Source organism: Candidatus Williamhamiltonella endosymbiont of Tuberolachnus salignus (assembly GCF_964019775.1).
GTDB classification, from domain to species: Bacteria; Pseudomonadota; Gammaproteobacteria; order Enterobacterales; family Enterobacteriaceae; genus Hamiltonella; species Hamiltonella defendens.
Genome location: NZ_OZ026471.1, coordinates 947806 through 962451 on the forward strand (window position 1 = coordinate 947806; position 14646 = coordinate 962451).

Consider the following 14646-nt stretch of genomic DNA (forward strand, 5'->3'; position numbering starts at 1 on the left):
TTACTAAAACGAAGTATTTTTAAATAATCCCACTTTGAGATCATCGGCGGTGTAAATTTGCTGGCCGTCTGACAACACTTTACCGTCTGCTATCCCCATAATTAATTTACCCGTGATCACTTTTTTAAAATCAATACAATAAGTGATTTTTTTTGAATCAGGTAAAACCTGGCCCTTAAACTTGACTTCTCCGACCCCTAACGCACGTCCTTTGCCTTCATTCTCTAACCAGCCAAGATAAAATCCGACCAATTGCCACATGGCATCCAAGCCCAGACAACCTGGCATAACAGGATCATCAATAAAATGGCAACCAAAAAACCACAGATTGGGATGGACATCTAATTCTGCTTCCACGTAACCTTTACCATGCATACCCCCATCCTTGGTCATGGTAATGACACGGTCAATCATTAACATGTTGCTGGCGGGCAGCCGAGGTCCTTTTGGACCAAATAACTCGCCACGTGCTGAAGCTTCCAAATCTTTTCTGGAATAGGCACCATATTCATTCATCATATTTTTTAATTAGCCTTATATTAGTTTTAAACACTTAAATGAAACTTTAACCCTTTTTTGCGATGGGCTTTCAATGTTTCTGAAACCATTCTAAACATCGGCCCAAAAATCCTCGACGATCATGATGATGGACTTGTGCTATACGTTGCCGGATTTTGTGTAATAAATTCGGTTTATCTGTGTCGGAATAAGGCATACCTGTCAACAAGGGCAACGCATCCGCGACGGTATCTACCGCCCACAGGTGAAAATGCCCCTGTTTGACTGCCTCAACAACAGAATCATTTAAACAAAGATGGCGAACATTTTGACCAGGTAAAATCACCCCTTGAGACCCCGTCAAGCCTCGACGATCGCAAACCTGAAAAAATCCTTCTATTTTTTCGTTGATTCCCCCAATAGGCTGAACACGACCAAATTGATCGATAGAACCTGTCACCGCACGCGCCTGATGGATAGGCTGTTGAGCCAAAGCACTCGCAAGCGCGCATAATTGTGCTAAGGAAGCACTATCACCATCCACTTCAGCATAGGATTGCTCAAAAACAAGAGAGGCTGAAAATGGTTGAGCATGATCCAGTGCTAACTCAGAAATTAAAAAGGCCTGCATAATCATCATGCCTTTAGCGTGAATGTCGCCCCCCAATTCTGCTTTTCGTTCTACATCCACAAATTCGCCATCACCCAAATGCACAACACAACTGATGCGAGTCGGTTCTCCTAACGCCTGAGGATGGCCAGGGTATTCAATGACAGCCAATCCATTGACCTGGCCTATCACATCGCCTGTGGTTTCAATAAAAATTTGATCTTCTTCGATATCGTTTTGTATACATTCACAAAGATAATTTTGCCGCCAATGACGAGCGCTGATCGCATCATTGAGAGAATTAGCCGTTATCTTGCCCTGTTTTTCGTACAGAGATACTTCAGATAAACACTGTTTTATCCACACAGGACAAAGAGGTAAACGTTCCTTGTCGCCTGTTTCACGCACGGCTTCCCGGATGAATACCGGCCAGGCGTCAGACACCAAAGGCATATCTGTCAAACTATGAATGTAACGACACCAGAGGTTTATTGCTTCAGGATTCTTTAAAGACAGCTCAGTTTCAAATTCACCATAAAATGAAAACAAATTCAGTTCAGATTCTACTTGAAAAAAATCTTCTAACCGCCATGCATCCCCTACTAGTACTAGTTTCACATCCAAAGGCATGGGTGGAACCGTCACTGAAAGAGGACGCTTCTCGTCTGGTGAAAGCCATTCGAAACGCCTTTGAATGATCATTTGTTTTAATCGACGCCATATCAGGGGTTGGGCCAATAAAGTGCTGACAGAAATGACCAATACTCCTCCACCATTGACACGATGGATAAGACCAGGTTGTAGATCAATCTTGTTTTGATGAAATTTAACGGCACCAAACATTTGTTCTGGTTCAATCCAATTTTGAAAAAGGCAAACGGCTTGAGATGCGAAGGTATCCTGATCTCGACAGGTCGAAAACCAATGAATTTCATTGTCTTCAACAGCATAACGACCGCTAGAGTACTTTAAAGGTTCAGTATATTGTTTTTGAACAACCTGGCTGATAAGGGATAAATACTGATCATGTTCCTGTGCTTTAATGATCATAAAGCGCTCTTGGGATTGAGGACGACAAAATAAAGCCAACGCATTGCTTAATCTCGGCTGTACATCTTCAAAAGAGATAGGTTCTAAATCAGATGCCCGAAGAAATAGCTCCTCATAAGGGACCATATTCGGCAGCAAAGACTGCCATTTAAGATGTTGATGAGTCAAAATAGTCGATACTTTCATGTGTTAGATAAAAAGAATAAAGCATGATTATACAAGATTCCAATAAGCGACAACAGAGAAGAGAAAAGGCTTATTGAAGATCTTAAGTGCTTCTACTATGCTCCAAATAAAATGCCTGTCTTCGCACTTTTCTATTTTTTAAGGATGAAAAATAACCATGCCCCAAGGTCAATTCCCCCCGCATTCTTTGATCACCCATGATCAATCTGATGGCCAGATCCGTCGTACTAAACGAAATACCAATGAACGGGTACCCTTTGTATCCGTTAAACAATGGAAGGTTCAACCTGTCATAACAAGGCCGCCCCTATCTGGCGGTTTGACCCGATATGCGGGACAACTGATTATTCAGCTACAAGATGACGATACTGTGCTTAAGGCTGCAGTAAATCTCACTGAAAAACACCCAGGCTCAGTTTTAGTTCAACTGGATAAACGAAATAATTATCGTGTATTACATGGCTCTCCAAATACGCTTCAAGGCAAATTACGTTGGCAATTAGTCGGTCACGGCAGTAGGCCTCGTGCTCTCTCTCGCTCTATTGGATCCTTCTCTGGTATGAAGCCTGCTAGTTTAGCCAGGCTTTTAAAAGATTTTAACCAAAAATTTAACCAAATACATGGTATTAAAATGATTCCAAATCGCATCAGTTTAGTGGGATGTCAACTGATGAGTCACAAACGCAAAAATTTTGCCACTCAATTTGCCAGGGAGATAAAGCGCCAGGGTATTCAGGCGGAGATATCGGCCAGAACACAAACACTCTATGTTTCTGGTGTTGGTAGAAAGTTTACCGATAATACGAGATCACAGGGAGCGACTCAGACGGCAGGGGATACAATTCTATTAGGCTGGAATAAAAATGGAGAGCTGATACAGAAGAAGCACAGCAGCGCTTTTCGGTTGTTATCTCCTGTATTGGATGATTGGTCACCCCAGAATTTTACTGATCCCAAAATAAAAAGTGAAAAATTCAGGTATCTTGTTTATGCTTCTTCAATTCAAGATTTAATTTTTCGCACAGGCATTTTTTCAAAAAATAAAGATATTAAAGATATATTTAAGCAATCTGATTTTATTTCATCCAGTATCATGTCAAATGACACAATCAGAAGCTATTCGGTGGGATTGATATTACAGGTTCCCAACCAGAATATTTTAGCTGCCGCACCACACGAAGCCATTGTTGAGACTAATTTAGACAGTTTAGTCAATCAGTCTGGTGACCAGGCCTCCCGCATAAAAATAAATTTGCTGCAAAAATTGAAAGAGTTGACCAGTCGCAAGACAACATTGCCTCTCACAGACAACACCACTCTCTCTGAGTTAAAACGCAAAGGTCTGCTATCGAATCAATTATTTTCTTACCCGCAACGAGTCGCCACGCCGGATAATATTATCAATAGAACCCTTTTACGAAATAAAGTACTGATCACTGGGCGACCCGATGTCAATATTTATCCCCATTATCCTGTAACAGAAGAAATTAAAATCACAGGTCTGTTTTTGATAGATCATGATGCCCCCAAAAATAGAAATGAGGATCAACAGGTTTCATCCTCAGCGTCTCTTTTATCGAAAAATATTAATATATTACGTGAGTCGGCTGGAAATGTTGCCAAAGAATTAGGGATTCCATTAAAGGTCATCAAAATCTCTCATCACACTGATGATACTAGTGGTCATCAAAGAGATACGACAACAAAAATGAATCAAGAAAGTTCGATACATCTTTCAGAGACTATACGTAATGAAAAAGATCCCGCATCTTCTTTAAACGAGAAGTTAAAACGAGTTTCAGTCTTGGTGAATGATATTTCTTCCGACAAGTGGACTTCATTTAGTAAAAATGATCTCAAACTATTAATGGATTTTTTTCACTCTCCCTCAGGAGAACTCGATTGGAAAAAATTTTACCAGACATCCTCTGATCCCCTGCTTTATTCTCAATTTATGAGTCAAGTACAAAGTTTGAGGCAATTAAGTGAAACTCATGATCAATTCATTCGATCAACAGGGCAGACTGCTTTAAAACGGACTGCTGAGTGGGAAATTTTTATCGTCGAAAATATGGTCAATTGGAAAGAACGGATACAGCTATACAGTAATATGAGTGGATTTCAGGCTAGAATTCATTCTTGTATGCAAACGATTTATATAGGTGATGGCAGTATATTGGCGCAACAAAAAGCCCAAAAAGTGAGTTTGGCTTATTTAAGCATACTCAGTCTGGATGATAGAGAGTTACGTTTAAAATTACTGAATCAATTTCAAATTCATGCTGGGATAAATCAACAGGAAATATTTTTTCAAATCGATAATAACGACGAAAAAACTTTAGTGAGCCTGATTAATCAGCTAAAAGCAGAGTCTGCTTTTGTTGCAAAAGGCTCACAGAATATCTATCAATTTTTTGAAACATTGGTTAATGAAACACAAGGGTATTATCAGCTGCGTATGGGTCAAAATATCTTAACGATAGCGAAACGCAAGATTGGATATGAAAAAACAAATTGGTATGTCTATGATGCTAATTTTGGTGAAATATGCGTTACCACTGATAATTTTCAAAAAATCAATATTCCCCTTAGAACAATGTTAATTGAGTACTTAATGCGCTTAAGGGATGTGCCTCAAAAAGACGGGTTATTTGTATTTGATGTTTATCAGTTGAATCTTGACAAGATTTCAAAATCTATTCCTTTTCAAAACCTGGAAAGCTTTATCAGAGACACGGATGTGTTATCAGATCGTTCTTTGAACCAGAAGCATAAATCCCAGAAAAACAGGGGCAGCTTAGGTGTTTCAAACACATATCATGCCATCGATAAGTTGGGCCAGGCAACACAGGCTCTTTCTTGGATCGGATCTTTAAGATTCCTCTCTCATTACTCGCGGCGTCGTTCTTCTGGTCAATTAATGGAATCTGAAAAAGAAGCGCTGGATTTAGAGGCGAAGCTGGTTATGGCGGGTCTTTTTTATGATGCGGGGGGGGCTATTTTAGAGTTGGGTTTTAGAAAACTGGGCTCTCACCTTATTCAAAAGCTTTCTTATCAATCCGCTCAGATTTTTGCTTCTAGAATGAAACTTTTTCGGTATGCAGCGGGACTGAAACTGGCTCAATATGGAGGATCTATTTTAAATATTTTTGGCGCTTTTTTTGATATTTATCAAGTCAATATAGCAGCCAGTAAACTTAAAACAGAAACTGACCCTGATATCCAACAAGATTTAAAGGTCAGTATTGGCCTTTCTTCTTTAGGCGCTGGGAGCAGCGTCATAAGCGGCTTGGGATTATTAGCCCTAAGCGGGAAAATGGCATTAGCGGCTGGCACTATTGGTATCGCCTTAGGGATTTTAACCGCTGTAGTTGGGAGAATATATTACTCAGCTCGTGAAATTGAAAAAATAGAGAGCTACACTAAATTGATATTGTTACAAAAATTACGCACTGGCCTGTTTCATTTTTTGGGCGCAGAAATTGACGTAGAGGTCACCAATAAGGTCAACAAAGCAGTAACAGCAGAAGAGGCTAAAAAAAATATTCATCACCAGTTAAGAGCAAATTTTCAATCATTATTGAACTCAGATGATGAAATAGAGTCGATCTATTATAGTACAGGACCCATAATTCTGGAGGAGTATCACTATAAAAAATTAACAGGAAAAAATTTAGCTTCAAGAAGGAGCATTCAACATAGATTAAATCCGCAATATCCAGCTAATAAAACCATAAGAGACAAAATATTACCCTCTGAAGCTCCAGCCATCCTATCACACTATAAAGACCATGTAAGAAGAACTGAGAGCAATCAAACTATCTATTTTGATCTCGCTTTAGAAAACAGTGAGTATACATTTTATGACATCAAAGGGCTTTCACCTACTGACGATAAGATCGTTCTTCATACCGATTCCGATTCCGATAAAAATGGTACTTTTTCTGTCAAAAGACCGATAGAACCTTCAAGGTCTTTATCACCCTCTGTTTCTATTATAAAAACAAATAGACTCGATTCTACAACAGCGGATAAGATTTGTTTTTTTTGGGGCGCGGGAAACGATGAAGTGGTAGGTCATAGCCAAAAAAGAAATATTTTTGACATCGGTGATGGTATCAAAAATTTTAAGGGAGGCAATGAATCTGATACTTTTATCTTTACTGGAACTATTGTGCCCGATAAACCGAGCGTATTAGATGGCGTGAAGGGTTTTGATTTTTTGATAGCAAATACAAAGCCGTCACAAGCACAAGGCGGATACTATATTCATTTGAAGGAAGAGTACTTTGCTTTCACTGATTCGTCGCAAAAAATAGCCATATTAAAAAATATTCATAACGTAGAGATCTGTTCAGAAACAGACGATGTTATTTTGGGCAACAATCAACCCAATATTCTTAATGGAAATGGAGGGTATGATAAATTGATGGGTTTTTATGGCAATGATATTTTAGTGTCGCAGGCCGGTGAGCTTGATGGAGGAGAAGGCACAGATTTTTATCGTATTTTACAAAATACACGTTCTGATCACGCGACACTAATCATCAAAGAAGAAAATAACCCAGAAGAATTTAGCCCTGTTTTTTTAGATTATACGGTGAACCAGATCATCAGTATTAAAAGGATCAAACAAGATGTATTCATTGAATTACGAAATAAAAATAGCAGCATAACCACGCTGACATTGTCTGATCTCTATATTTTTTCAACTCAACAGCAAAAAGGAACTTTAACCGCCCAATATATTTTTTATACCCAGGATGGCATGATTTTTACAGGTCTGCCTTCTGAGATCACGTTCAATTTTGATAACGAAGAACCGGAACCCCTCACCTTAATAGCGCAATATGTTCCAAATTTTGATAAAAAATGTCACCTTCCTAAAACTGACAGTGAAGAAACGCCGTTAATCATTCAGAAAATGTCCTGTCAGCAAACACCCGGGGTGATCGCACTCAAAGATGAAAAAAAAATATTGCCGGATTTTTTGAAATTAGTCCCGCAAGAAAGTGGGTTTGATGATGATTTACAAGGAGATGATCTCAGCAACATTTTACTGAGTACAACAGGTCAAGATAAATTAGAAGGAAAAGGAGGAAGAGATATTTACATCGTCGAAGACAGGCCGATAGCAAAAGAGGTGCGCATTGATAATTATGATGCCCCTGCAACGGGCGACCCCGAGCAAGACATTTTGCTTTTGCCTTTTTCACTGAAAGAGATTGCAATAACACAAGAAGAGGACGATGTGATAGTGAGTCATCTCGATTCACCTGCAGAACATGTTACGCTACGTCTGATAAATTTTATGAAAGATGAACCCTATAGGCATCTTTCCGTTGTGGACAAAGAAGGAGCTGTGCACACAGTGAGCATCAACTTTCGGGATGAGGCCGGTCTCATTTCATATCAACTGTTCCCCAACCTCAGATTGAAGAACGAGTTTAATCACCTGAATCACCTAAATCAATTGAGGCAAATCACTTCTGGATTTTCAGAGATAGGGGAAGTCTTTCATGTCCCTGGAGACAAAGTTTTGCAGACAGTGACACCGGTGATTTCATCTTAAACTCTCTGCTTCACCTTTAGGGTGGACCCCTCTGATGTGATGAGAATATGAAAAAAGAGGATAATAAATATCCTCTTTACCTTGATCATTTGGAGCGCTGTTAATTTTTATTAATCAAATTTTCCAAATTTTTCACAAAATGCACGCGCAATTTCTTCAAGTATGTTTTTTTGCCGCATCTCCAAAAGCTCTTTATTGCGTTTTTTGTTATTAATATCTTTTTCTAATTCCTTTATTTTTTTATCAAGATTCCTCTGAGTACCAGAAATTCTTCCCTGTAATAATGAAATCTTTGTAGTCTTTTCCTGATCACTTTTACTGAAAGAGACTTTTTTTCGGGAATATTTTCCATCTAACTCACTCTTGTGAACACCTAACTCCTTCTTTAAACCTCTTGCATTCTTCAAGTTTTCTTCAAGAGTAGTGAGTTCTTGTTCTTCTTTTATTTTTTTTGGGGTGAGTGCTTGAGTGCTAGTATTACTCAAGGACTTGATTTGTGATGTAAAAGATTTTTTTTGTTTTCCCAATTCACAGAATTCCTTTTCTAAAGCATTTGTTCTTGCAGCTAAAGCGCTTGTACTGTTTGATGATCTAAATATAGCCATGATTTTTTATCTATTTTTTAATTTGATTGAAATTAACTTGTTTTTAATCGCTTTACTCAAAAGAATTTATTACTTGGTTATAAGCATTATTAATGAAAAGAAATATAAACTGTATAAAAATAAAAAAATATCAAAAAACGCTCATTTTATGGGGATCAGTGGTTTTAACTGAGATGGCCATTCTAGAGATGGCGATCAATGAGTGACATTAAAGTGACGGTAACGTTAAAATACCTGCCTTATTTATGCTTTTATTTTTAATCAGAGAAACATCAATGAAAGATCTCCTGTTGGGTGTCAATATAGATCATGTCGCCACGCTGAGAAATGCCCGAAGGGCCCTTTATCCCGATCCCGTTCAAGCGGCTTTTATTGCAGAACAAGCAGGCGCCGATGGCATTACGGTACATCTGCGAGAAGATAGACGGCATATCACAGAACGCGATCTTCACCTTTTATCTCAAACGATTCAGACACGTTTAAATTTAGAAATGGCGGTCACAAATGAAATGCGAGAGATGGCTTGTGCCATCAAACCGTATTCCTGTTGCCTGGTGCCCGAAAAACGAGAAGAAATTACAACAGAAGGCGGTTTGGATATGACAGTACAAACCGATAATATTGTTGAAATGATCGAGGTGTTATCAAAAGCAGGGATTGTGATATCTGTTTTTATTGATCCTGATAAGCATCAGATTGATTTGGCCGCACAAGCGAAAGCACAATATATTGAACTTCATACTGGCACTTATGCCAATGCGTCCGGCAATCAAAAAAGCAGTGAGCTCAAACGCATCGTGGATGCGGCGGCTTATGCATCTCAAAAAAAACTGAAAGTCAATGCAGGGCACGGCCTGAGTTACCATAATGTGAAAGCGATTGCGGCCATATTAGACATAGAGGAACTCAATATTGGCCATGCGATCATTGGCCGAGCACTGATCTCGGGTTTGGCGCCGGCGGTCAGCGAGATGAAAAAACTGATGAAAGAAGCGCGACAATAATGGCCATCTTGGGCATGGGCACAGATATGGTTGAAATCGCTCGCGTTCAGGCCATTATCGCCCGCAGCGGCGACAAGCTTGCTCATCGCATTTTAACTCCCCTCGAATTATCTGAATATCAACAACATCAACAGCCTGTTCGGTTTATTGCAAAGCGTTTTGCGGCTAAAGAGGCCGCAGCGAAGGCACTAGGAACGGGCTTTCGCAATGGCCTGGAATTGAGGCATTTTCAAGTGATTCATGACGAACTTGGAAAACCACATTTACTGGTATCAGATAAAGCCAATGAGATGGCGGTCAGGCTCAGCGTTAAATCCTGGCATCTTTCGATATCAGATGAAAGGCACTATGCAATAGCATTGGTGATCGTTGAAGGGTGAAACTCAAATTTGGACAATGAAAGAAACAGAAAAACGTAACAGGCCGAGGTTTTAAGTCAGACCGAACAAATAATTCTTGACCCTAATAAAGAGGATCCCTATATTACGCCGGCATTAGAAAAGTGTCATGAACGGTGAGGTGTCTGAGTGGCTGAAGGAGCACGCCTGGAAAGCGTGTATATGCGAAAGCGTATCGAGGGTTCGAATCCCTCTCTCACCGCCAAATCATGTATCACTGAAAAATACCTCTGTAACAATCAATCAACATGACGTTTCCAAATCCCCAACTATATATTCGCCTCTGACATATCTACTACAGCCGTAGTTCAATTTTCGGCTTATTGACCTTGAAAGCATCTATATCTCGTCGGAGAGGTCACTTATAGACAGAAAAATAATAGCGTATGAAGGTTTAATTTAACTATAGGCTTGTAATAGTTATATTAGTGAAAATTGCTTCTAAAGTATCTTTGTGAAGAATTTTTTCAATCATTTTAGGTATTTCTTTAGATTGTTCCAGCAACAAATTTGGGTTTCCAGATTCACATTTAATAAGATTTGGAATACATGTTGTGAAAGATGTTACATTAAATTTGCTATTCTCATTATTGGATGCTTTTTCGAAAAATTTGCCTAGCGTTTTAAGTATCATCAAGAATTCTTCTGGATACTTAGAGTTGATTATCTTAGAGAGCTCTTCCCCTATTTCCTTATGGGTTATTTTATTAGAGAGTATTGTTTGAACCTCTTCATATTTTAAAGGGGTGACTCTTTCCATAATTCTTTTAAAAAAACCAATCGCAGTGTCTCGATTATCGATTTTATCAATATCAACTTTCTCACCAGAATTAACCTGTTGTGTAAGCTCATTAAGGTGTGAAGAAGAACCTGATTCCCTAAATAATCCATCCAAACCTTCAGTTTTTATAAGTTCATCTATTTTTTTTAATAATTCGTTCAGAGTGTCTTTGCTTACGGTTTTACCTCCAGCAATTTCGGTTTTTGAAATCGTTGTCGCATCATTACTTTTGGTTTTGGTGCGTGGAAAACAACTCCGAAATAAAAAAGAAAAGACCTCTTTTATACCCTGCCATAATCGGGATAATTTATTTTTTTTCTGTGCTGAGACTGTTTCTGGACGCTCTTCTTGTTGTTGTACTGGTTCGCTTACCTGTGCTGAAGATGCCTGTGTGAATAATGATACTGCTGGTTTTCTTAATTTGAACTTGTTTTCTATCTTGTCGTCGTCTGCAGCTGAGGCTATTTTTTGATTATTGTTGGAAGCATTGGCAGTTGATGATGAGTTTGTACCAGCGGGTTGAAACTTATGGAAGTTAGTACTATACAACCACGCTTCTTTTGTACTTTCGATTTTTTCTCTTGTTACCGTTATTTTCCCTCCTTCTCCTCCTTCTTCTCTTTTTGTTAATTTTGAAGATGCTTCTGCGCTTTGACGAGACCCCGGATTCTTTGTTGTATTTTTAACAGCTTTAACAGCTTTAACAGCTTTAACAGCTGTAAACAAATTAGAGCCGCTAGTGGAGTCTGGAATATGATTCAGACTTCCACATCCCTCACTGCGATGTAATGTATTTGTTTCACTGAGGTGACCAGATGAGTGGCTTCGTTGAAGAGTCGGATTTATTGACATATATTTCCCTCATTAAAACTATCAATTCATTTTTATATTAAAATTTATTAAAACATTATTTGAAATTTGGTTTTCAATATTATTCGTTGATCAAAAAATAATTTTTATAAAAACTACGGCTCAGTTCAACTCTGATAATTTTAATTGTAAAAATATAGATAAACTACTATAAATCGCTCAAAATTTTTGATTTTATTTTTTACACATCACTGTTTTTTTCTTTTAAATCTTCCTCTTTAGAACATTCGTCTCTTTCGCAATGCCCATATAAACATAAACTGCGGTCGGTTAATTTGATACCGTGCTTTTTGGAAATTTCCCGTTGACGACCTTCAATACATTTATCAAGAAACTCAATCACTTTTCCACAATCCAGGCAAATTAAGTGATTGTGATGCTGTTGTTTTATTTCAAACACACATTTCCCACCTTCAAAATGATGGCGTGTGACAATCCCCGCATCATCAAACTGATTGAGAACCCGATACACAGTTGCCAAACCGATTTTTTCATTCATATCTATCAGTTTTTTGTAGAGATCTTCCGCGCTGACATGATGACAGACTGGATCTTGCAAGATCTCCAGTATTTTTAGACGTGGGAGGGTGACTTTAAGGCCCGCTTTTTTTAAAGCTATATTATTGTCTTTCATCTCGGTTCAATCCTATACATACTGTGCTTAACTCGGGCTCTTTAGTATAACCGTATATCTCTATCTGCTCTGTGTCCTCAAGGCTTATTTTACGCCGTTTTATCCGTCTTTAATATTTCGAGCCCCAACTCTAAAGAAACCTGCTTGAGCCAGTTATCCACGCGATCTTGCGTGAGCTCACTTTGTCTATCTTCATCGATGGCTAAACCAATAAAGTGCTCATCATCGAACAGCCCTTTTGAGGCTTCAAAATAATACCCTTCGGTTGGCCAATGCCCGACAATCTTCGCCCCATGAGGCTCGATAATATCGCGTATCATCCCCATCGCATCACAAAAATATTCGGCGTAATCTTCCTGATCACCGCAACCAAATATGGCCACCGATTTATTTTTGAAATTGATCTCCTCCAGGGTTGAGAAAAAATCATCCCAGTCACATTGGGCTTCCCCGTAATACCAAGTCGGAATACCTAAAAAAAGAATATCAAAGTTTTCTAAATCTTTTTGATGACTTTTGGCGATGTCATAAACCTTCGCCTGCTCACCAAATTGCTTTTGAATCAATTTGGCAATGTTTTCAGTGTTGCCTGTGTCACTGCCAAAAAAAATACCGATATTGGACATAGTACTTATTACACCTTAATGGAATCAGTTGAATGATTTTTTAATCAATGAATTAACAAAACAATATCATATCAAAACCTCAGAATTTCTCTCACAAAAGGGATCGTGCGTTTGAGTTGTGCACGAATGGATGCTTTTCTTAATTGCCAAATTCAAATGCAAGTTTTGGACAATATCATTGTGAATGAAGATATTTTTTATTTATTCAATTTTTTATTGCAGTCTAATTCATTAATACCAATCAGTGAATTTGATGATTCAGGAGGCGAAGTTCATGGTAATTGCTGAGCATCCTCCAGATGCCCAAAAAATGAGCGACGGTTATAGTACATATTTAATCATGTTCATGAAAAATCGCTTTTTCCAACATGGGATATTGAAAAAAGAAGTTCGCTTTTTGTAAATATTCAGGAATGACTTCTTGACCAGAAAGTAATAGCTCATCGCCCATTTGCCCAAATAATAACTTAATGAAAAAAATGGGGGTTTGAAGAAAACAAGGTCGATTCAAAGCTTTTGCCATATTTTTTGCCAACTGCTTTTGTGTCACGACTTCAGGGGCAACCATATTGATTGGGCCTGAAATTGATGGAGTTTTAATGATAAGCCGTATTGCTCGCACTAAATCCTCAATGTGAATCCAGCTGATTTGCTGTTGTCCGCTACCCAGTATGCTGGCCAAGCCAAGTTGATAAGGCATTTTCAATTTTTTCAGCATGCCATGTTGTTTTTTCAAGACGACCCCAAACCGCATAAGGGTATAGTTAATTTTATTTTCTAGTTTTTTCTGGACGGTAGATTCCCATACACGAACAACTTGTTGTGAAAAACAATTTTCTTGGAGTGTTATCGGTGTGTTTTCTGTATTTTTTATTGTATTTAAACCATAAATACCGACAGCGCTGGCATTAAGGAATCGCAATGATTGTGGTGCGCTTGAATTTAATGCCCAGCTGGCCAGCTGGGCAGTAGTTTCTACACGGCTTTGTAAAATTTTTGTTTTTTGCTCGCTTGTCCAACGTTTATCAGCGATATTTTCACCACAAAGATTAATGACGATTTGATAATCCGTTGCTGACTCTGATTTCAGTCCCTTCCAGTCGACGGCATGATGTTGAGGAAAACGTCTTTTTAGCTGGTCCATATCTCGACCCAATACGGTGATCTCAAACTCATCCGAAAATGATGATACTAAACTGCTTCCAATAAAACCGGTGGCACCGGCAATCAATATTTTCATGATGGCTGTCTCTTCTTTTTCCTGTTTCAGATGGACTTTTTTATTTTTCTCGAATAAAACTCGCGCTCGCATATTTCAATTAATATGGCGATGTTAATAAAGTCATTTAAATTACGATATTCGATCCTGTAATACAAACTTATTAAAAATAATTCATTTAAAATCAATTATATAACTTATTTTTTGATTAAAAAATAGACAACAAAAAACCTAAAAACTCGACAAAACACGATATTTTAAGTGTGATTTAACAATCACTTAAATTTTATTATGACCTGTGATTTGGCTCAAAATCAGAACATTCAGTGCTTTTTTCACTCTTTCATTTTCCAGTCACTTTCCTTTCTTAAACTTCCTTCCCGCCAGACGCCCTTATCATATAAGCAGTTGGGCACGGTGGTCATTGAAAATGATATTTGACCCCGATGGTACCCCCGGTGTCTTGCGTACTTTTTTCCCCAGTTTGTTGAGCCACATCTCCCCATACATCTAAACGCGCACGGATTAATGTCCGCACACATTCCCAGAGAGCAAGATATGAGACATACCCAGCCGCCAGAACGCCTGAAACA

At 38.5% G+C, this 14646-nt stretch carries 11 protein-coding genes and 1 tRNA gene; 4 read left to right on the plus strand and 8 right to left on the minus strand.

The genetic code is table 11. The features are described from left to right. Positions 1–3: 3 nt before the first annotated feature. Together fabA and AACL23_RS04470 are read right to left on the minus strand one after the other, a co-directional pair. Positions 4–519 carry a bifunctional 3-hydroxydecanoyl-ACP dehydratase/trans-2-decenoyl-ACP isomerase gene (gene fabA, locus AACL23_RS04465; protein WP_100097028.1) on the minus strand — a complete coding sequence of 172 codons (516 nt, stop codon included), beginning with the start codon at positions 517–519 and terminating at the stop codon, positions 4–6. Between the two features lie 70 nt (positions 520–589). Continuing rightward, positions 590–2326, minus strand: a complete 1737-nt coding sequence (locus AACL23_RS04470) for an AAA family ATPase (protein ID WP_171967855.1) — start codon at positions 2324–2326, stop codon at positions 590–592. A 175-nt stretch (positions 2327–2501) separates the two neighbouring features. Between AACL23_RS04470 and AACL23_RS04475 the strand changes: the two genes are divergently transcribed. Beyond that, positions 2502–7916 (plus strand): C80 family cysteine peptidase, encoded by a 5415-nt coding sequence (locus AACL23_RS04475; protein ID WP_339050366.1) that lies wholly within the window; start codon positions 2502–2504, stop codon positions 7914–7916. Positions 7917–8026: 110 nt separating this feature from the next. Here the strand turns inward: AACL23_RS04475 and AACL23_RS04480 are convergent, their stop codons facing one another. Further along, positions 8027–8521 carry a hypothetical protein gene (locus AACL23_RS04480; RefSeq protein WP_100097025.1) on the minus strand — a complete coding sequence of 165 codons (495 nt, stop codon included), beginning with the start codon at positions 8519–8521 and terminating at the stop codon, positions 8027–8029. Between the two features lie 275 nt (positions 8522–8796). On the opposite strand from AACL23_RS04480, the gene pdxJ reads away from it, so the two are divergent. From pdxJ to AACL23_RS04495, 3 genes are all read left to right on the plus strand, one after another. Further along, complete coding sequence (pdxJ, locus tag AACL23_RS04485) at positions 8797–9525, plus strand: pyridoxine 5'-phosphate synthase (protein WP_100097167.1); 729 nt, start codon at positions 8797–8799, stop codon at positions 9523–9525. Then, positions 9525–9905 (plus strand): holo-ACP synthase, encoded by a 381-nt coding sequence (gene acpS / locus AACL23_RS04490; protein WP_100097024.1) that lies wholly within the window; start codon positions 9525–9527, stop codon positions 9903–9905. The genes pdxJ and acpS overlap by 1 nt, the downstream gene beginning before the upstream one ends. Before the next feature lie 133 nt (positions 9906–10038). Then, positions 10039–10128 (plus strand) — tRNA-Ser (locus tag AACL23_RS04495). 198 nt (positions 10129–10326) lie between these two features. Here the strand turns inward: AACL23_RS04495 and AACL23_RS04500 are convergent. From AACL23_RS04500 to AACL23_RS04520, 5 genes are all read right to left on the minus strand, one after another. After that, positions 10327–11556: a RhoGAP domain-containing protein gene (locus AACL23_RS04500; RefSeq protein WP_339050370.1), complete on the minus strand. Its 1230-nt coding sequence runs from the start codon at positions 11554–11556 to the stop codon at positions 10327–10329. Positions 11557–11755: 199 nt separating this feature from the next. After that, on the minus strand, positions 11756–12208 hold the full coding sequence (gene fur / locus AACL23_RS04505; RefSeq protein ID WP_015874548.1) for a ferric iron uptake transcriptional regulator: 453 nt from the start codon (positions 12206–12208) through the stop codon (positions 11756–11758). 89 nt (positions 12209–12297) lie between these two features. Next, on the minus strand, positions 12298–12834 hold the full coding sequence (gene fldA / locus AACL23_RS04510) for a flavodoxin FldA (protein WP_100097021.1): 537 nt from the start codon (positions 12832–12834) through the stop codon (positions 12298–12300). Between the two features lie 334 nt (positions 12835–13168). Continuing rightward, positions 13169–14074, minus strand: a complete 906-nt coding sequence (locus AACL23_RS04515) for a TIGR01777 family oxidoreductase (RefSeq protein WP_100097166.1) — start codon at positions 14072–14074, stop codon at positions 13169–13171. A 400-nt stretch (positions 14075–14474) separates the two neighbouring features. After that, positions 14475–14591, minus strand: a complete 117-nt coding sequence (locus tag AACL23_RS04520) for an autotransporter outer membrane beta-barrel domain-containing protein (RefSeq protein ID WP_339050374.1) — start codon at positions 14589–14591, stop codon at positions 14475–14477. Positions 14592–14646 lie beyond the last annotated feature (55 nt).